This is a genomic window from Aliivibrio salmonicida LFI1238 (assembly GCF_000196495.1).
GTDB lineage: Bacteria > Pseudomonadota > Gammaproteobacteria > Enterobacterales > Vibrionaceae > Aliivibrio > Aliivibrio salmonicida.
In genome coordinates this window covers 669891-689507 of the sequence record NC_011313.1, presented here as the reverse complement: position 1 = coordinate 689507, position 19617 = coordinate 669891, and the positions used below count along the sequence as shown (strand labels likewise).

Below are 19617 nucleotides of genomic sequence, written 5' to 3'. Positions count from 1 at the left end.
GATTGTGAGTAGCATCAAGTGCAGAATTAAGGCATCAGCATGACTATATATGTGAATTTAAAATGAAAAGAATCATTCCGATTACGTTAACCGCGCTACTTGCCGGGTGTACTAGCAGTTCGTACACAACAAATATTACAACGGATTCATCAGAAGAAGTGTATCAAGTTACTCAACCGATTGAGCAAGAAGACACAACATTTGATGAGACTGAAATTACAGTAGCCTCTGAGACTGAGAAACCAGTAGTAAAATTGACACCTGAAGATGCGGTAGTTGAATCATCTGACAACGCAGTGAAAATTTTACCACCTACATCAAAGCAAGATGAAATGAATAACCGTTATGGGTATACACTTCAAATCCTAGCGTTGAGCCGTAAAACAGATTTATCTTCATACGCTGCAAAATTGCAGGGTGAACAACCAGTATGGATGAATAGAAAAACAGTAAACAACATGCCTTGGTATACTATTTTATATGGTGACTTTTCTACACCGGCAGAAGCACGAGAAGCCATAAAACAGCTACCTGCTGAGATTCAGGCTTATGGTCCTTTTGTTCGTAGTATTAAAAGTATTAAAAATTCAGAAAACCCTGAATTACATAAATTAAATTAATTTTAAATAGGTGCAGTTAATTGCACCTTTTCTTTTTGCAGAAGATATTATGACTCACATTCTTTTACTTTGTGGCGGTAGCGGTACTGAACATGAAGTTTCATTGGTTTCTGCCAATTATATAGCCCAACAACTGTCTGAACTCAATACATTTCAAATCACACATCTTGAGATTAAAGATGGCAGTTGGTTTCATATTGAATCTGGTTTGAAATATGAATTACGCTCAGACAAAACGTTACTTTGTAATAATGAAGCGACAGCCCCTGTTGATTATGTAGTTCCCTGTATCCATGGTTACCCTGGTGAAACAGGCGATATCCAATCAATGCTTGATATGTTTTCAATTCCTTATTTAGGTTGTAACGCAGAAGCAAGTACAAACAGCTTTAATAAGATAACATCGAAGCTTTGGTACGACGCGTTGAGTATTCCAAATACGCCGTATTTATTTTTGACTGAAAACAACCAAACCACCCATGATGAGGCATTGGTTGCTTTTGACCAATGGGGCAGTTTGTTTGTCAAAGCCGCATGCCAAGGTTCATCTGTTGGTTGTTACCACGTAACGTCAAAAGAACAAGTAGTTGAAGCGGTAAACAATGCATTCACTTACTCAGAGCAAGTATTAGTAGAAAAAGCAGTCAAACCAAGAGAACTTGAAGTTTCAGCTTATGAAATTGATGGCGAACTTTATACTACTTTACCTGGTGAAGTTACTGCTCCTGATGGTGCTTTCTATACGTATGAAGAAAAATATGGCAGTGGTAGTCATTCAACCACAACATTAGACGCTAAGAATTTAACTGAAGAACAAATCGAGTTAATCAATAAATACAGTCGAAAAGTATTCACTCAAATGAAATTGAAAGACTTATCTCGTATTGATTTTTTTCTTACCGATGAAAACGAAATATACTTGAATGAAGTGAATACCTTTCCAGGTATGACACCAATCTCAATGTTTCCAAAATTGTTAGAACATAATGGCCATTGCTTTAAAACCTTCTTGCAAAAAGCCATACTGAACGCATTAAAATAAAACAAATAGCCTGATTTATATCGGGCTTTTTTTTGTTTGAAATGTTTTCTTCTGCTCTTCAGAGCGCTTAGTTTGACCTATATATTGATTCGGCATCGCAGGGCTTATCCAACGACCCATTTCTTGAATCTCTTGAATTGAATATCCTTTCTTTGATAGTTCTTTTGTTGCCCCAACACGAGCAGAAAGGCCTGAGAAATTAACCGTATGATTTAATAATATATTCGCACGTCTAAAGATACGATAAATCGAAGAATCATTGAGATGGTTTAATGAGAGGTTTTCATGACGATCCATTGAGCGAAATAGGTAACCCTCTAGAATTTGTGATGCTTCTAACCACTTAGTTAGTAACTGACTTATTTTGATTGAAAGCGGATAATAATATTCTTTCATTTTAATCAAGCCCAAACCTTCATCATTAAAACTAACGTCCGTAACTTTCAAGTCTCTAAGTTCCCCGCGTTTTAATAATAATTCGAACATTAAATGCCAGATCGCTAGGTCACGAATGTCTTTCAATTCAACTGACTCAGAAAGCTGATACTCTAATTTCTTCAGCATTTGAGATGTTATTCCTTCGGTCTGTTTACTGTCATCTTTTTTTGCCAGCCTAATGCTTCCAAGGGAGGCTTTAACTTGTGCATTTTTTGTTGGATCGTTAAATTCAAACGCGATGTGAATATGAGAAATTGAAATTAATGACCGACGAATAGAAGACATTTTCTTTTCTTTCGCTTGTTTCTCTATAAATATACGAATCGCAGTAGTCGAGGCCGGTAGAGCATTCACTTGATGAAGTTGACAAAAATGAACAAAATTAACCCAATCATTTTTAAATGAGACTAAACTATTATCTGAATAGTCTTTTTTCAATATTGACTGTAATTCTTGAATTGTTAATTCACCATTTAAAAAAGTAACGGTATTCATGATGTTTACCTTTAGTAACTAACCTAATGCACTATAACACGATAGTTTAATCCACATAAGATCACGGTTCTCAGTTTTTAATGTATTTTAACTAGAAAAAAGGCACTATTTATTAGATGCTTAATCTATAAATTATCATCAATATCCAAACAAGAGTAATGAGTATGCATAAATCATTATACAGAGGATTTTTCATTGAGAACAAAACAGGAATCCCTGATGGTTGGAAGGTCTTGATTAAAAATAAAGTGCTACAAGGCCACTTAAGTGCAGTAAAGAAAAGCATTGATTGGTGGAATGAAACCGGCTCTATTATTCAACCGAAAGAATTCGGTGATATGGGTGAAGCGACTCTCAATGAGAAAAAAAGCAAAACTCAAACAGAAGAATATAAAGGTTATGCTTTAAAAAATGACACTGGTGAAATGAAGGAATGGTATTGCCTGTACCAGGGTAAATTAGCAAAAGGCAGTATCAAAGCAATAAAAACCTTTTTGGATAAACGAGTAAAATAATTTACAATCAGTCTATTACGAATTTATTCATATCGAGATTATTATGTCTTTAGTATATTCAACAGATATCGGCCGCATTAAACAAGAAGAACCTAAACAAGAACGCCCTAAAGGTGATGGAATTATTCGTGTACAACGCCAAACTAAAGGCCGGAAAGGTAAAGGGGTTTGTATTATTTCTGGGTTAGATATGGAAGATGCTCAATTGAAGTTATTAGCAGCTCAATTAAAAAAAGTATGTTGTTGCGGTGGCGCGGTTAAAGATGGTGATATTGAGATCCAAGGCGATAATCGTGAAAAGATTAAAGAGTTTTTAACTAAGCAAGGACATACCGTTAAATTAGCTGGCGGTTAAAATAATCCGTAGCTAGCAACAAGCTAATAATCGATAGATAGATACGAAGTATTATTTAATGATTATTAGCTATTTTATGGTAAATACGATTATAGTTAAATAGCTTGGTTATGAACATTGGGATGTTATAGGGTAGAGAAAGCAGGTAGATGATGTTCCATACAGTAACTTCAAACCCTATTTAACATAATATACATAATGCGCACTAGCGTATTAATTTAACCTTACGAGCCTTTCTATTTATCAAATAGAAAAAACGGCCTTTACGGATAATACATTGAACCATTTAGTTTCCTCCTTACTCATTTTCACAGATTAGGTTCACTGCGTTCAGCGAATCAGTGAAAATCGAGTCTATAAAAATATTGAATTGTCTTTTACTAAATCAGTAACCGATGCTGTTGGTAACGAATTATTAGTCCCAACGTTTGCGCATAATGTTTTCATAATTACTTCTTAATTAGATTGAGGATGGAATCAGACAAGGAGACCCCACCCTCAGAGAGTTCTATTTATTCGCCATTGATGATTGGAAATGTTTTTTAATTTCGTCATCAACAGGAATCAATTCAATAACAAGTGCGCCTGCTAATGGATTATTATAATCAATTTCAGTATTCAATTTATATTCACGGCGTGGAACTAATGCACCCGTTTTTTCTAACATCAAAGCGTAATCGTAATTAACATGAAGCGGTTGGTCATACTTACTAACCTCACCTGTTTCACCCAGAACGCGACGTTTAAAATTTGTCAAATCCAATGGAGGCAAAGAACGACTAACATTTAATATGGCCGTTTTACCGCGCTCACCTTCCATAAATGTAATACCAAGAACAAATAAACCTTTTGACATGATTCATACTCCAGAGCTGAATAAACTAATTTTTTATAAGTAGAAGGAAAGCCAAGTTTATGACCGCCCCGAGATACAGACGAAATAACTTTATCCAAATCACCATCAAAGAATAAAACTAAATCATTTAATAATTTTCCGTATTGACGTCTAAGCCAAAACGTAGATGTAAGTAAATCTAATACTGGACGCTTATACGGACTACGCTTTGCACTAAATGGTTTACTAGATTCAATTGAACGAGCAAAATCATTTAAAGCAGCAAAGCCACCCGCTAAATTTAATAAGATATCAATATCCCATTTCTTTAATTCAACTTCCGAGCGATACCAAGTAACACCAATATCAGTAACCTTTTGTTCTAATGCTTTATTGTATATACGCCAATAGACTGGAGATTGACGAGAGCCTATCGAAATTTGTTCTTTCTCGAATCGACGATCATTAAATGATTCACCGAAATGAAATTTTCTTTGGTCGTCAACTACTGGAGAACGACCGCGAGGATTTACTCTAAACGCATCTTCATAAGCCGCTTTCAAAGCATATTCACAATCAAAAATTCCATCATAGTCATCATAAGCAATATCAACACGAGATAACTTTGTGATACCAAGAACATTACTTAAATAATGGTGCAGTGAAAAAAGTGAACGACGAGCTAACACATGCTTACAACCAGTTCCTGAAATTTGGAAATGAACTGTATTGTTATTGCCACCGATACCAACCTTTCCACAAAATTGCTCACCATCATTAGAAATCAAGTTAAATGAGTTTTCATAAAACTGGAATGGCTTATCCAAAGGCGCAGACAATGACAAACCAAGAACATGACTAACAAAGACTTTTAGTGAATCTTCATAATATGCAACGAACTCATTTCTAATGTATTTATTATATGCCGCTAATTCTTCCTCACCACCGACACGCTGACACTCGTAACGAGGCTCTACTGGAAACTTAAACTGATAATCACAAGCTGAATAATTATATTTAGGTGCATCAATAGACGGAAAATAAGGTAAAACTTTAGGAGACAATTCAGGATCAACCGCACCAGACAAGTGTCTTAGATTAGAAATACTGAAAGAAAAACTAAGCCAATCCAAATTTACAGAGCCACCTTGATGATGTTTTTGTCTACATTCTTCTAAAATATCATTAGGAGTTTTCAAAATGAGCCACCAATCAAAGTTTGTCTTTCGGTGTGTGTAACACCTTCAACATCAATCAACTCGTAAGAGTAAAAATTAGATTCACAGTAAGAAACAAGGTTTTGATATGTTTTGAAAAAGTCCCACTCGCCACAGACAAAGACGGAAACCGTCCAATCGGGCATAACTTCATAAAAAACCTTTTCCATACCCAAACCTTAGAATCTAAATATTTATTTTATGTGAGAAATCTAAGCTTTTAGATTCTAAGTGTCAACAAATATTAGATTCTAAGTTTATAATAATTTATTAAACATGATGGGAGTAACAAAATGACTACAAGACATATCAAAGACAGCACATGGAAAAAAGTAGAAGAGAAGACCGTAAAATCAGTAATTGAGACAAGAACGAGCATTAAAGAAACAGAAATGTTAGATTTTTTAATAAATCTAGGCTTAGAGAGATTTGAGCAAGAAGACTTTAACAAAATAAAAAAACGTAAATGATCTTAGATGTTACACAAGTTGGAGATTACGAGAACTCCCATAGTAAGAGCAAGAACGGGTTTAAAGAAGAACCTAGAATCAAGAGCGGAATTATCCAAAGGTTGATGAATGGTCGAATGAACCCACGTATTACTAATGCACCCGTTTTTTCTAACATCAAAGCGTAATCGTAATTAACATGAAGCGGTTGGTCATACTTACTAACCTCACCTGTTTCACCCAGAACGCGACGTTTAAAATTTGTCAAATCCAATGGAGGCAAAGAACGACTAACATTTAATATGGCCGTTTTACCGCGCTCACCTTCCATAAATGTAATACCAAGAACAAATAAACCTTTTGACATGATTCATACTCCAGAGCTGAATAAACTAATTTTTTATAAGTAGAAGGAAAGCCAAGTTTATGACCGCCCCGAGATACAGACGAAATAACTTTATCCAAATCACCATCAAAGAATAAAACTAAATCATTTAATAATTTTCCGTATTGACGTCTAAGCCAAAACGTAGATGTAAGTAAATCTAATACTGGACGCTTATACGGACTACGCTTTGCACTAAATGGTTTACTAGATTCAATTGAACGAGCAAAATCATTTAAAGCAGCAAAGCCACCCGCTAAATTTAATAAGATATCAATATCCCATTTCTTTAATTCAACTTCCGAGCGATACCAAGTAACACCAATATCAGTAACCTTTTGTTCTAATGCTTTATTGTATATACGCCAATAGACTGGAGATTGACGAGAGCCTATCGAAATTTGTTCTTTCTCGAATCGACGATCATTAAATGATTCACCGAAATGAAATTTTCTTTGGTCGTCAACTACTGGAGAACGACCGCGAGGATTTACTCTAAACGCATCTTCATAAGCCGCTTTCAAAGCATATTCACAATCAAAAATTCCATCATAGTCATCATAAGCAATATCAACACGAGATAACTTTGTGATACCAAGAACATTACTTAAATAATGGTGCAGTGAAAAAAGTGAACGACGAGCTAACACATGCTTACAACCAGTTCCTGAAATTTGGAAATGAACTGTATTGTTATTGCCACCGATACCAACCTTTCCACAAAATTGCTCACCATCATTAGAAATCAAGTTAAATGAGTTTTCATAAAACTGGAATGGCTTATCCAAAGGCGCAGACAATGACAAACCAAGAACATGACTAACAAAGACTTTTAGTGAATCTTCATAATATGCAACGAACTCATTTCTAATGTATTTATTATATGCCGCTAATTCTTCCTCACCACCGACACGCTGACACTCGTAACGAGGCTCTACTGGAAACTTAAACTGATAATCACAAGCTGAATAATTATATTTAGGTGCATCAATAGACGGAAAATAAGGTAAAACTTTAGGAGACAATTCAGGATCAACCGCACCAGACAAGTGTCTTAGATTAGAAATACTGAAAGAAAAACTAAGCCAATCCAAATTTACAGAGCCACCTTGATGATGTTTTTGTCTACATTCTTCTAAAATATCATTAGGAGTTTTCAAAATGAGCCACCAATCAAAGTTTGTCTTTCGGTGTGTGTAACACCTTCAACATCAATCAACTCGTAAGAGTAAAAATTAGATTCACAGTAAGAAACAAGGTTTTGATATGTTTTGAAAAAGTCCCACTCGCCACAGACAAAGACGGAAACCGTCCAATCGGGCATAACTTCATAAAAAACCTTTTCCATACCCAAACCTTAGAATCTAAATATTTATTTTATGTGAGAAATCTAAGCTTTTAGATTCTAAGTGTCAACAAATATTAGATTCTAAGTTTATAATAATTTATTAAACATGATGGGAGTAACAAAATGACTACAAGACATATCAAAGACAGCACATGGAAAAAAGTAGAAGAGAAGACCGTAAAATCAGTAATTGAGACAAGAACGAGCATTAAAGAAACAGAAATGTTAGATTTTTTAATAAATCTAGGCTTAGAGAGATTTGAGCAAGAAGACTTTAACAAAATAAAAAAACGTAAATGATCTTAGATGTTACACAAGTTGGAGATTACGAGAACTCCCATAGTAAGAGCAAGAACGGGTTTAAAGAAGAACCTAGAATCAAGAGCGGAATTATCCAAAGGTTGATGAATGGTCGAATGAACCCACGTATTACGTATTACAGGACGTGGGTTCTAATCGCTTCTCTTCCTCCTCCTCAGTTTTCGTCGCTCGTCATCGTCGCTAATTAGTTAATAGCAAAGCTATAAACAATATTAGTTGTGATAAGAATGCGGCTAGGTTCAGGAGCAAGAGCGATTCTTGCAGTGATAAAGGCAGTTTATTGATGTGACGTTGTAATGCAGGTTGACGACCATTTTACATGATCGTCAATATTGATTATCTCGGGTGGTCTTATTGGTGAACGCTAGGAACGAAGCAAACCATTAACGGAATTCATGCGCGGTATGTCATTTTTTGACATACCAGTATGTTATCGATAACAAACTAATGCGCATTACAGGAGTTATATTCAATTGTCCGCCAGTGCTAGCGCAATTATACTGACGGCCAGTTAAACATAACTCAATGCATATAATGCGCACTGGGCCATGAATTCTTTAGGGGTGCCAACCCACATGGCTAAACTACTATAAATCATAGCTAATACGATAAACAACATTGATTGATAAAATACTGTTGTCTCTGAATTTTGTCTGATTAAATGCAAAATCTGATGGTTATCTTAATGTGTCTTCTAATTTTCTAGTATAAACCTAAAACATAAGATACTTTGTCACCTTAAGTTGGTTAGATGTAATTTTCAAAAAAGGAAATATCGTATATGAATAATCCAAGTAAATTTGAATATGTTGGTTTTTGGCCTCGTGTCGGTGCATCACTACTCGATACCATTATTCTATTGGCAATTATAGTTCCACTAATGTACCTGTTCTATGGGGATAGATATTTCTATTCAACGGATACATTTTTAGGCTCTGCTGATGTGCTAATCAATTACATTTTTCCTTTGATTGCTATCCTTCTATTTTGGACATACAAATCAGCGACTCCGGGAAAAATGGCAATTAAAGCCGTTATCGTCGATGCCGATACAGGAAAACAACCAACAATGAAGCAATACATTATTCGTTATGTTGGTTATTTCGTTTCAATGCTTCCATTCTTCGTCGGTATTATCTGGGTTGGTTTGGATAGTAAAAAACAAGGATGGCATGATAAAATGGCAAATACGGTGGTTATTCGCCAACAAAACCACAGCGTTAAAAATGTGAAATTTAGTCGTTAATCATCATCTTCAACATAAAAAGCCCTCGTCAAGAAGGCTTTTCATTTGATTATGATTAACCTGCGGTACATAATTTGGACTTCATTATGCCGTTATCATCATCCATTGTATTAGGGTCTCTAAAGCTATCATCGTTTTCAGACAATGAGTATTTTGATTTTAACTCTATTGCATTTAGAAATAACCTTGGATCATTAATGTTACTCAGTATTAAAGTATCCGGTAAACAATCATCATCAATATAGTCAACCGCTGAATCGAAAGTTAAAATATCCAAAGCTAAGCGATCTAATCCATACAAACCACGATGTATCATATCCGCGGAAAAAACCAATAAATCACCGGCTGCAAGTCCAATCTTTTTTCCTCCCGATATATCCTCATGGCTTTCGTGTCCATTTTCTTCTTGTCGGATATCAAACTCTTCAGCATTGTCCCAACGTTTATGTGTTCCTGGGATAATCTCCATACCGAGTTCATCAAACAAAGGAATTCGAAGATGTACGACTTGTGTATCGTGAATTACTTTTTTTTGTACTTCTACATCATGATCATACTGACAGTCACGATGCCAAAAATCTTTTTGCTGAGGGTTTACTGGATTAAAGAACAATTGAGTATTCATAAAAACAGGATTTGTGGGGATAACCACATCGACTGCACTCATTATTTTCTTTGAGCTAATAAAATTAAACAGTTTTACCCTATCGTTGAATTCTAAGTATTGGCTGCCAGTAATTAAAGACGAATTGAATGCTTCTTCTTGATAAAATTCTGCGTTGTCTTCTTTCCATAACTCATGAAATTTTAATATAACGTCTCTAAGAGATGACATTTCAGATGCCGTAAAATAATTTCTAATGACAAAATAACCTTGCTCTTCATAGCTACTTTGTAACTGACTTTGATTATCTACCATTTAACAACGATGACCTCTATTAGATTATTAGAACTGAACTGCCATTCAAAGATACCAGCCTTATTCTTCGCTGCTGCATAGTACTGGTTAATTTTGGTCATTCAAGTTTAATCACACAAAAAGTGCAAAATAGAATCATCGCTTCTTTTTTTATTCAAAGTACGATAGCTGAATTAGCCAATATTATCGTTATAAAGTAGTATTTAGCAGATTTATTCTGTCGTTGATTACTGGTAAATAATGAGAATTTTAACGCCATTTACGATTATGTTTTACCTCTTTGAAAAGCTATGTTTACTCGAGTGATACCAAACCTCCGATTAAGAAGAAAAATTACAGTATTCTCACCGCATTCCTTCTTCTTATGGTATAAACTTGGCATAATATAAACACAACTAAATAAACAGGCATAATTATGAGCACTGCAAAAACGCTATTAACTCGTTGCGATTCTAAATGTGAACTATGTGGTTCAACCTCTTCACTTGCACCATTTGCTGTGCCGCCAATGACAGATATCAATGTAGATAACTGTGTAATGATTTGTGATACTTGTACTGCACAAATTGAAGATCCAGCAACTATGGATGTAAATCACTGGCGTTGTCTAAACGACAGCATGTGGAGCCAAGTTCCTACTGTTCAAGTTATTTCTTATGTTCTTTTAAGCAAGCTTGTTTCTGAATCTTGGGCTCAAGATTCTCTTGATATGATGTATGTTGAAGAAGACGTTAAAGAATGGGCTGAGAAAGCACTTCTTGCTGACGGCGAAAAACCACGTGATATTAACGGCGTTGAGCTTAAAAAAGGTGACGACGTAACCGTTACTAAAGACCTTCCAGTTAAAGGTACTAACCAAGTTATCAAACAAGGCACTGTTATCCGCGGTATCAACCTTGGTGACGACCCTCGCCTAGTTTCTGGTAAAGCTAACGGTGGTCAATCTATGTATGTAATCGCTGAATTCTGTCGTAAAAAGTAATTCGTTACTTAATAATCAGATAGACAAAAAAGACGCTAATATGCGTCTTTTTTTATGTCTGAATTTTCTTCACGTTAAATGTTAATCACGACTCCATTCATAAACATCAGCCTCCCCTTTATCTCTAAAATAGGTAGGATGAAGCTGCATGAATTGATCTTTCTTTAAATCACCTAGAGGCCAATTTGAGAAATCTTCGGATAATGAAAAATCTTTACTCTTAAGATATAAGTTTGATAACTTTCGCCAAACTTGCCTAAATAAATAACGAGTTCCATCGTCGTTACAAATCAATGATGTTCTTTCTGGTGTTAAATCACCGATTTGAAGCGTTGCTTTTATTCGTGATTTGGGCTGACAAACCGCTTCATGAATAACAACAACCTCAAATGTATTGGTATACGTAGTATCAACGTAAATGGACGTATTGTTAGCCCTATTTACCCTTCTTAATATTAATTGCTTTGTATCTTTTGTTCTACCAACCTGAAGACCATTTGAAAGTGGCTCGTAATAACTCCAAGACCAGCTCCAATCAATATTGCGAGGAAAATAGTTTAATTGTGATGAGGAATGCTGCCATAATCCTGCTGGTAATACGATTGAAATTAATAATATAAATACAGCTACTGCTTTGTACATAGGATGACCAACAAGTGATAATGCTTTTATTTCCATGATCTTATCTTATATTAGCTTTACTTTCAAAAAAGCCAACCCATTCATAAATACGCAAATTGATTTGTATAACCCCCGTAATATTTTTAATAATGTGCGTATTTATTGAATTAAATAAAACAAAAATGCCTCTTTTTTTATTTAAACGTTAGATTCGATAATGTTACAACACAATCATTAAACCCCTAGATATAAAAAAGCCGAGATATTAAATCTCGGCTTTTAATCAGAATATCAACTCGCTACATTAAAGATGCTTACTGATTTCAATACAAGTTGCTTTTGCATCACCAAAAAGCATCTCTGTATTTTCTTTGAAGAACAATGGGTTTTGAACTCCAGCATAACCTGTGCTCATTGAGCGTTTGAATACGATAACATTTTTCGCATTCCACACTTCAAGAACTGGCATTCCTGCGATTGGACTGTTTGGATCTTCCATCGCTGCAGGGTTAACCGTATCATTCGCGCCAATAACAAGAACCGTATCTGTGTCAGATAAGTCATCGTTGATCTCGTCCATTTCAAGAACGATATCGTAAGGCACTTTTGCTTCTGCAAGTAGTACGTTCATGTGGCCAGGTAAACGACCCGCTACTGGGTGAATACCAAAACGAACATTGATACCTTGTGCGCGAAGTTTTTCTGTAATTTCGTGAACTGGGTATTGAGCTTGTGCTACCGCCATTCCGTATCCAGGAGTAATCACTACTGACTTAGAATTCTTTAGCATCTCAGCAACTTCTTCAGCTGTTGTTTCACGATGTTCACCTTGCTCTTCGTCATCAGAAGAGATAACCACGTTTTGGCCAAAACCACCCGCGATAACACTAATGAAAGAACGATTCATTGCTTTACACATAATATAAGACAGAATCGCACCAGAAGAACCAACTAACGCACCAGTAACAATCAAAAGATCATTTGAAAGCATGAAACCCGCTGCTGCTGCTGCCCAACCAGAATATGAATTCAGCATTGAAACAACCACTGGCATATCTGCGCCACCAATTGAAGCAACTAAATGGTAACCGAACGCAAAAGCAATTAGAGTAACTAGAATAATTGCAAACATGCTGCCGCCAACACTAACAAAGTAGTAAAGGAGTGCAGCTGAAGCAATTAATGCCACTAAGTTTAATTTATGACGGTGTGGTAATTGAAGTGCAGACGAGCTGATCACGCCACGTAACTTACCGAATGCAACCAAAGAACCCGTAAAAGTCACTGCACCAATAAATATACCTAAGAACACTTCTACTAAATGGATATTTAGCATTGCGCCAGTAAGTACACCGTGATCGATGTAGCTGTTATAACCAACAAGTACGGCTGCCATACCAACAAAGCTATGAAGAATTGCCACAAGTTCAGGCATTTCTGTCATTTCAACTTTCTTAGCGTAATAAAGACCGATTGCAGCACCGATTGCCATAGCAACGATGATCCAACCTGTTCCCGCTGAATCAGGACCAAAAATGGTCGCAATTAACGCGATAGCCATACCTGTCATTCCGTAATAGTTACCAGAACGAGCGGTTTCTTGTTTAGACAATCCTGCTAAACTCATGATAAATAGAACGGCAGATACAATATAGGCTGCTTGAACTAATCCTGCTGACATTATTCTACCCCTTACTTATCTTTACGGAACATTTCAAGCATACGCTTGGTTACAGCAAATCCGCCAAATATATTAATACTTGCGATAAGAACTGCAATAAATGCTAAAACAGAAACAACGCCATTACCTTGACCAACCTGAAGTAATGCACCAACAATGATGATACCTGAGATTGCATTAGTTACTGACATCAGTGGTGTGTGCAGTGAATGGCTTACATTCCAAACAACATAATAACCAACAACACAGGCTAAGATAAATACAGTGAAGTGAGCTAAGAATTCAGCAGGAGCGACAGAACCAACCCAACCAAAGGCTGCGATACCAGCACCAATCATTCCATATTTCTTAACTGGAGACATTGGAACTTCAACTTTTGGTTCAACTTTCGCTTTTGGTGCAACTTTCGCTTGAGGCTGAGCTGAAACTTGAATTGGTGGCGCAGGCCATGTTACTTCGCCTTCTTTAACCACAGTGACACCGCGAAGAACGACGTCTTCAAAATCGATGTTGATGTTGCCATCTTTCTCTTTGCATAAAAGCTTAAGAAGGTTAACTAAGTTTGTGCCGTAAAGTTGTGATGATTGCGTTGGTAAACGACCAACCATATCAGTGTAACCTACAATTTTCACGCCATTGTCTGTTGTAATAACTTGGTCTTTTACTGTGTACTCACAGTTACCACCATTCGCGGCAGCCAAATCAACAATTACACTGCCCGCTTGCATGCTATCAACCATTGCTTTAGTAATTAGCTTTGGTGCAGGACGACCAGGGATAAGTGCGGTTGTAATGATGATATCAACATCTTTAGCTTGAGCTGCATATAACTCTTCTGCTTTTTTGTTAAACTCATCAGACATTTCTTTTGCGTAACCATCACCTGAACCTGAATTTTCTTTGAAATCTACTTCAAGGAATTCAGCGCCCATTGATTGCACTTGCTCTTTTACTTCTGGACGAACATCAAATGCTCGCACAATAGCACCAAGACTACCAGCAGCACCGATAGCCGCAAGACCAGCAACACCTGCACCAGCAACAAGTACTTTCGCAGGTGGAACTTTACCCGCTGCGGTAATTTGGCCAGTGAAGAAACGACCAAACTCATGGGCAGCCTCTACAACAGCACGGTAACCCGCAATATTAGCCATTGAACTTAATGCATCTAACGCTTGCGCACGAGAAATACGAGGAACTGAATCGATCGCCAAAACATTAATGTTTTTAGTCGCTAATTTGGCTAAAAGTGCTTCATTTTGAGCTGGCCAAATAAAGCTAATTAAACTAGCTCCATCTTGAAGTAATTCAAATTCATCAACACCTGTGGCGTCATTGATTTGAGGTGCGTTTACTTTAAGAATGATTTCTGATTTCCAAGCATCCTCTGCAGAAACAATAGTTGCGCCTGCTTTTTCAAATGCTGCGTCATCAAAGCTTGCTAAAATACCAGCGTTTGATTCTACAGCAACTGTAAATCCAAGCTTTAATAGCTGCTCAACTGTTTTAGGAGTGGCAGCAACACGGGTCTCCCCCGCGAATACTTCTCTAGGTACACCAATTTGCATAGTTATTCCTTGGCTATTGGCATGAATTGATACCTTCGTTTTATCTAACATAAGGTATTAATTCAAGTGTTTTGTAATAAAATGACATGATTTCATTACATAAAAATTGTTATCTGTTCATTCTCACTGTATTTCAGTAAAAAAAACAACATTTTGATGACAAATAGAGGTCAAACCACTTTCGCTTACTTATTGATTTTAATCACAAGTATAGAGTAAAAAACATACGGAAAAACAATCTATATCAATTCATTAACACTTATTTGAAAATAGAATCGCCCATTTGGTCTATTAACATTTTGGATTTCCTTTCCATCAGTTCATCAGCGTTAGTTTTTGAAGAAATCACATCAGAACGAATAAAACGGTGCTCTTTTATTTCACCATTTATTTCTTTCGTTATTTTTCCTGCAATGCGAAATTGCCCATTATCAGGTTCTGAATTTGGATAGATGAGAAAAGAGTGATACTCAATTGGTGTGATTGTTGGCTCTTTTTTAGAAGAAGATGAGCCGAATATACGAGAAAAAAGCCCCATTTCATTTTCCTTTTTGAAATAAGGCTTATTATACCTCAACAGAGCATAGATGCAGTAGGATACTGAGAGCAATACTCTGATTAAGTTTATGTAATGTTAAGTGTTATAGCACTATTCTTCGTCAGTGAATAAATCAGCGACTGGCGTGATACGAATTTCAATTCGGCGGTTTTTCTTTCGTCCATTGGCATTCATATTCGAGGCAATAGGTTCCGCTTCACCAAAACCATACGTATTTATTCGATTAGCATCAACGCCTTTCTGCTCCAATAATGCCAAGACTGAATTTGCTCGCTTATTGGATAATGAAGTATTAAATTGCTTGCTGCCACTGCTGTCAGTATGACCTGCAATAAATACCTCTGAACGAGGCTTGTTATTCAGTAATTGTGCTAATTGAGTCAGTGCGTCTTTACTCTCACTTTTAATGACAATACTGCCTGAATCAAAACTGGTATCACCATTTAATAGCACAATGATTTCATCATTCACTTGTGCAACACTGCCAATATCATCTGTGATAATCGCATTCAGTTCGTCGTGATGGTAAGTAATAAAACTTTCAATAGTAGGTGTCGATTTAATTGCTGTAGTCTCATCTTCTGATGTACTTTGACAGCCACTAAGTAAGCTCCCTACTATAATAACTTCGAGTAAGTGTTTCTTCATTATAAGTATCCCTAATCCAACTTAGCGCTAATTTATCAGACTTCGTTCGCTTATACATGATGAGTAAAAATAGAATAGAGACACTTCACGTACCTGTGAAATTGAGTTGTCACTCAGTTTCAATATTAATACGATTCTTTACTTTCTTTAGATAAATCAAAGAATAAACTAATAAGTAAAAAGCACTTAATCCATATAATCCAAGAAGACTCTTCATCACGCCTTGTAACCCACTTCCTTGTTGATTCAATAATAGGAAGCCATTGATAGCAAAATCACTCGGTAATAAGTGCATAACACTCACCAATAAGCTTGGGATCATTTCTACAGGCCATATAAAACCAGCACTAAATACAATAGGCATAGAGCTAAACAACACGACCAAAAGAAGACTTTCACAGTTAGGAAATAACTCACCGAGAATGAATCCAAGTAAGATAACGGAGGTTAGAAAAGGAACCAATAAAATTAATAGCTCTAATGGGTGACTAAAACGACTAATATCATAAAAATCAAATACAGAACCAAAGTAGAAACAGGCAAGAACCAGCTCAACACACAAAAAGAGACTGAATCTAATCAGCATTATTTTTGGTGATTTCTCATGAGGTTTTACGATTTTTTGCCTTACACCAACGGCCATCAATAATGTTTGTTGCAAGATCAAAACAAATACTGCGGGTACAACATATTGCTGATAACCCATATTATGATTAAATACAGGGATATAATTAGAATTAAAAGGCTGAAAGGTCTTCACCGCTTGAGTTATTGGTATCCCATCAATTGTCATGTTAGCGACTCTTATTTCAGCAGAAATAGTTCCTCCTGCCTTCATTAATCCTTCGATAATGGTGCCATAGACTAAAAAGTAAGAGGCATCCCCTGCATAAGCGACAGTTGGAGATTGTCCTAACAATACATTTTTAGAAAACTCGGTAGGGATAACAAGAAAACCACTGACTTTCTGCGCCATGAATTGATTTTTAGCCTCAGCTACGCTTTCGGCTTGATCAACCACATTTACTTGTTGTGAGCTATTGACCATTCTAATGAATTTTCTACTGAGATCTGATTTATCTAAATCCACCACCGTGATCTTTTGCTCTTCTGGACTCTGGTGTTGATAAGGTAACGGATAAAGGAATGCATAAAACAATACACCTCCAACCATCGCCATTAAAATGGTGCTGTTAGTAAAGATGGCTTTTGCTTCAGTCCCAATTGCGCGCCATAATTTATGCATTTGATTTCCTTAATCGCGCAGTCAGTATTAATAAAGGCACTAAAAATAACGATAATGCCATTACATTAGGAATCGATTGAATCAAGTTATACCCATAATTAGTCTGCTCTATTTGAGCTCTAACAAAATGACTCGCCGGTAAAATTGAATGCCAAAATGTCGCGATGCTATTCATGTCTGTCACGGGGAACGTCACCCCTAAAAAAGCAAAGCTTGGTGCCGTATATGCGCCAGAGATGCTCATTGCTTTTACTATATCATTAGTGACATAGGCAATAAGTACACCCAAGCTAATACAGGCCAATGTCATTGCACTCATGATCAATAAGAACTCAGGGATATTCGCCAAAAATGGAAAGCCTAAGATCTTATATAAGAAAACAAATAAAATGGAACCTACAAACATAAAGATGAAAAAATAAAACCCGACAAATTGCATCATCGTATTTTTTGTTTGATGGTCAAACCAAGATCTCAACGACGATTGATTCTCAATTTTCATGGCATTATTCATTGCCCATATCATGCCAACAATCATCGCCATTTGCCAAATGGCAGGAAGAATTGCAGACAGCAAAAACTGATTATAATTACTGCCTAAATTAAATAAAGGCGTGATTTGTACATTAATAGGAACGGCCGTATTAATGGCTTGAGTCCATGTTGTTTCATGGGTACTTAAGGTTTTAATTGTGCTTAATTGAGCTTGTATCGTCATGTCAGTCTGCAATAACGCTGAACTGATTTGTTTCGCAATCAAAATATACTGTGCATTGTAAAAACCTGATATATTTGGGCTTTTACCGAGTAATACGTCTTTTTCAAAATTAGCGGGAATAATGACATACCCATAATTATGTCTATCTTTAAGCGCAGTATTTGCAAAAGGAATGCTTTGTTGAATCGACCGAACTTGCAATGTGGGTGTCGCATCATAATTACGAGTAATCATGCGTGATAAGCTAGATTGGTCAAGATCAACAACATCAATAGGCAACTCACGGACGACAGAGGCTGAGAATACCCACCAAATCATCAAAGATAAAATAACTGGCAATCCAAACGTAGCTCCTACTAGCCAGTAATTAGAAAGATAAGAACGCCATAATGTTTTCATAGTAGTACCCAAAGTAGCGTTGTATTACTTTTCAATTCGAACAATAGCACTCATACCTACTCTTAGATTTGGTATTTTTTTCGTTGGATGCGCTTCAACTTCAAATGTTTTCAAATCAAATCCTTGACTGTTATCCGTTGCACGCCAAGTCGCATAATCCCCTAATACAGAAATATGAGTAATGGTAAAAGGAACCGTCGCATCAAGGGCTGGTAGATAAACCGACAACTCATCACCTTTGTTATAGTGCTTTAGGTTATCTTCTCTTACATGAAAAATAGCCCACGCATTATTCATGTCAATAACCGTCACAACAGGAAACCCTTGAGGCGCAATCTCTCCAGCGTTTAGTAAGACTTGTGACACCTCTCCTTCATACCAACTGTTTATTTTGGTATCTGCGGCATAAGCTTCAACTTCAGCAACCGCACCAGAGGCCATTTTTACTTTTTCATTAGCGGCTCGTTTTGTTTCTACTCGAGCCCCTTCTTTTGCCATTTGATACATTTGGTATGCTGCATTTTCAGTGTATTTAGCGGCTTGCCATTGAGTGTATGTTTCATCTTTCTTTTGTTCAGCAACCACACCATCGTTGTAAAGGTTATTTACACGAGCGTATGTTTTCTCTAATAGTTGGTTCGCTGCTTTCGCTTTTCTCCACTGATCACGAGCTGCCGATATTTGTTGTTTTCTTGCTCCTTTTTCCGCTTCTTGAGCTAATGCACTTGCGGCGGCTTCCCCCGCTTTTGCTTGAGCCAATTTTGCCTCTATTTCAGGACTGTAAAGAGAGAAAACTGCTTGGCCTTTTTCTATTTCATCGCCTTTTTTTACAAAAACACTTTCAATACGCCCAGGGACTTTTGAAGAAACATTGTATTGCTCCGCTTCAATTTGACCTTGTAGTAACTCTGGACGAGGCTGATAAGCTGCCCAAAAGCTGTATCCAACCCAAGAGACCACTGAGACGGCAATAAGAGAACCGATAACGTTAGTTGCTTTACTCATGATTA

Annotated in this window: 24 protein-coding genes; 8 read left to right on the top strand and 16 right to left on the bottom strand. The window is 36.5% G+C overall.

The annotated features are described in order from the left end of the window. The first annotated feature begins 62 nt into the window (after positions 1 to 62). Positions 63 to 620, top strand: a complete 558-nt coding sequence (locus tag VSAL_RS19375; protein ID WP_012551955.1) for an SPOR domain-containing protein — start codon at positions 63 to 65, stop codon at positions 618 to 620. 49 nt (positions 621 to 669) lie between these two features. Then, complete coding sequence (locus VSAL_RS19370; RefSeq protein ID WP_044583653.1) at positions 670 to 1662, top strand: D-alanine--D-alanine ligase; 993 nt, start codon at positions 670 to 672, stop codon at positions 1660 to 1662. A 15-nt stretch (positions 1663 to 1677) separates the two neighbouring features. Here VSAL_RS19370 and VSAL_RS19365 read toward each other — a convergent pair whose 3' ends face one another. Continuing rightward, the gene (locus VSAL_RS19365) at positions 1678 to 2595 is read right to left on the bottom strand and encodes a tyrosine-type recombinase/integrase (RefSeq protein ID WP_012551953.1); all 918 of its coding nucleotides are present in this window, start codon (positions 2593 to 2595) and stop codon (positions 1678 to 1680) included. A 164-nt stretch (positions 2596 to 2759) separates the two neighbouring features. Here VSAL_RS19365 and VSAL_RS19360 point away from each other — a divergent pair, with 164 nt between their 5' ends. Both VSAL_RS19360 and yciH read left to right on the top strand, forming a co-directional pair. After that, positions 2760 to 3110: a DUF3319 domain-containing protein gene (locus tag VSAL_RS19360; protein ID WP_012551952.1), complete on the top strand. Its 351-nt coding sequence runs from the start codon at positions 2760 to 2762 to the stop codon at positions 3108 to 3110. A 43-nt stretch (positions 3111 to 3153) separates the two neighbouring features. Then, complete coding sequence (gene yciH, locus VSAL_RS19355) at positions 3154 to 3465, top strand: stress response translation initiation inhibitor YciH (RefSeq protein ID WP_012551951.1); 312 nt, start codon at positions 3154 to 3156, stop codon at positions 3463 to 3465. A gap of 508 nt (positions 3466 to 3973) precedes the next feature. Here yciH and VSAL_RS19350 read toward each other — a convergent pair. From VSAL_RS19350 to VSAL_RS19340, 3 genes are read right to left on the bottom strand one after another with little or no spacing between them, the layout of a single operon-like run. Then, positions 3974 to 4321 carry a DUF1293 family protein gene (locus tag VSAL_RS19350; RefSeq protein ID WP_044583578.1) on the bottom strand — a complete coding sequence of 116 codons (348 nt, stop codon included), beginning with the start codon at positions 4319 to 4321 and terminating at the stop codon, positions 3974 to 3976. Continuing rightward, a complete protein-coding gene (locus VSAL_RS19345; RefSeq protein ID WP_012551950.1) occupies positions 4252 to 5499 on the bottom strand; it encodes a replication initiation factor domain-containing protein in 1248 nt (415 codons plus the stop codon). The genes VSAL_RS19350 and VSAL_RS19345 overlap by 70 nt, the downstream gene beginning before the upstream one ends. Next, the gene (locus tag VSAL_RS19340) at positions 5496 to 5687 is read right to left on the bottom strand and encodes a hypothetical protein (RefSeq protein ID WP_044583576.1); all 192 of its coding nucleotides are present in this window, start codon (positions 5685 to 5687) and stop codon (positions 5496 to 5498) included. The genes VSAL_RS19345 and VSAL_RS19340 overlap by 4 nt, the downstream gene beginning before the upstream one ends. Before the next feature lie 123 nt (positions 5688 to 5810). Here VSAL_RS19340 and VSAL_RS23675 point away from each other — a divergent pair, with 123 nt between their 5' ends. Further along, positions 5811 to 5987 carry a hypothetical protein gene (locus VSAL_RS23675; protein WP_012551949.1) on the top strand — a complete coding sequence of 59 codons (177 nt, stop codon included), beginning with the start codon at positions 5811 to 5813 and terminating at the stop codon, positions 5985 to 5987. Between the two features lie 25 nt (positions 5988 to 6012). On the opposite strand, the gene VSAL_RS24300 is transcribed toward VSAL_RS23675, so the two are convergent. Genes VSAL_RS24300 through VSAL_RS19320 form a run of 3 tightly spaced genes read right to left on the bottom strand, consistent with a single transcriptional unit; the run spans position 6013 to position 7699 of the window. Then, positions 6013 to 6297, bottom strand: coding sequence for a DUF1293 family protein (locus tag VSAL_RS24300; RefSeq protein WP_049940463.1), 285 nt, complete (start codon positions 6295 to 6297; stop codon positions 6013 to 6015). Then, positions 6264 to 7511, bottom strand: coding sequence for a replication initiation factor domain-containing protein (locus tag VSAL_RS19325; protein WP_012551950.1), 1248 nt, complete (start codon positions 7509 to 7511; stop codon positions 6264 to 6266). Before VSAL_RS19325 ends, VSAL_RS24300 begins: the two co-directional genes overlap by 34 nt. Then, positions 7508 to 7699, bottom strand: coding sequence for a hypothetical protein (locus VSAL_RS19320; protein WP_044583576.1), 192 nt, complete (start codon positions 7697 to 7699; stop codon positions 7508 to 7510). Before VSAL_RS19320 ends, VSAL_RS19325 begins: the two co-directional genes overlap by 4 nt. 123 nt (positions 7700 to 7822) lie before the next feature. Here VSAL_RS19320 and VSAL_RS23670 point away from each other — a divergent pair, with 123 nt between their 5' ends. Next, on the top strand, positions 7823 to 7999 hold the full coding sequence (locus VSAL_RS23670) for a hypothetical protein (protein WP_012551949.1): 177 nt from the start codon (positions 7823 to 7825) through the stop codon (positions 7997 to 7999). An 802-nt stretch (positions 8000 to 8801) separates the two neighbouring features. After that, complete coding sequence (locus VSAL_RS19310) at positions 8802 to 9266, top strand: RDD family protein (RefSeq protein WP_012551948.1); 465 nt, start codon at positions 8802 to 8804, stop codon at positions 9264 to 9266. A 55-nt stretch (positions 9267 to 9321) separates the two neighbouring features. On the opposite strand, the gene VSAL_RS19305 is transcribed toward VSAL_RS19310, so the two are convergent. Further along, positions 9322 to 10185, bottom strand: coding sequence for a phytanoyl-CoA dioxygenase family protein (locus tag VSAL_RS19305; RefSeq protein WP_012551947.1), 864 nt, complete (start codon positions 10183 to 10185; stop codon positions 9322 to 9324). A gap of 415 nt (positions 10186 to 10600) precedes the next feature. Here VSAL_RS19305 and VSAL_RS19300 point away from each other — a divergent pair, with 415 nt between their 5' ends. Then, a complete protein-coding gene (locus VSAL_RS19300) occupies positions 10601 to 11167 on the top strand; it encodes a PhnA domain-containing protein (RefSeq protein ID WP_012551946.1) in 567 nt (188 codons plus the stop codon). Between the two features lie 81 nt (positions 11168 to 11248). Here VSAL_RS19300 and VSAL_RS19295 read toward each other — a convergent pair whose 3' ends face one another. The 8 genes from VSAL_RS19295 to VSAL_RS19260 form a co-directional block, all read right to left on the bottom strand. Next, positions 11249 to 11845, bottom strand: coding sequence for a hypothetical protein (locus VSAL_RS19295; RefSeq protein WP_012551945.1), 597 nt, complete (start codon positions 11843 to 11845; stop codon positions 11249 to 11251). Positions 11846 to 12092: 247 nt separating this feature from the next. Next, positions 12093 to 13469 carry a Re/Si-specific NAD(P)(+) transhydrogenase subunit beta gene (pntB, locus tag VSAL_RS19290; protein WP_012551944.1) on the bottom strand — a complete coding sequence of 459 codons (1377 nt, stop codon included), beginning with the start codon at positions 13467 to 13469 and terminating at the stop codon, positions 12093 to 12095. An 11-nt stretch (positions 13470 to 13480) separates the two neighbouring features. Continuing rightward, positions 13481 to 15037, bottom strand: coding sequence for a Re/Si-specific NAD(P)(+) transhydrogenase subunit alpha (gene pntA / locus VSAL_RS19285; protein WP_012551943.1), 1557 nt, complete (start codon positions 15035 to 15037; stop codon positions 13481 to 13483). 259 nt (positions 15038 to 15296) lie between these two features. Next, entirely contained in the window at positions 15297 to 15575 is a 279-nt protein-coding gene (locus tag VSAL_RS19280; protein ID WP_012551942.1) for an HlyU family transcriptional regulator, read from the bottom strand. Between the two features lie 111 nt (positions 15576 to 15686). Then, positions 15687 to 16244 carry an OmpA family protein gene (locus VSAL_RS19275; protein ID WP_012551941.1) on the bottom strand — a complete coding sequence of 186 codons (558 nt, stop codon included), beginning with the start codon at positions 16242 to 16244 and terminating at the stop codon, positions 15687 to 15689. Positions 16245 to 16353: 109 nt separating this feature from the next. Continuing rightward, on the bottom strand, positions 16354 to 17490 hold the full coding sequence (locus VSAL_RS19270; protein ID WP_012551940.1) for an ABC transporter permease: 1137 nt from the start codon (positions 17488 to 17490) through the stop codon (positions 16354 to 16356). After that, positions 17483 to 18607, bottom strand: a complete 1125-nt coding sequence (locus VSAL_RS19265; RefSeq protein WP_231850926.1) for an ABC transporter permease — start codon at positions 18605 to 18607, stop codon at positions 17483 to 17485. Before VSAL_RS19265 ends, VSAL_RS19270 begins: the two co-directional genes overlap by 8 nt. 24 nt (positions 18608 to 18631) lie before the next feature. Continuing rightward, the gene (locus VSAL_RS19260; protein ID WP_012551938.1) at positions 18632 to 19612 is read right to left on the bottom strand and encodes an HlyD family secretion protein; all 981 of its coding nucleotides are present in this window, start codon (positions 19610 to 19612) and stop codon (positions 18632 to 18634) included. Positions 19613 to 19617: the final 5 nt, after the last annotated feature.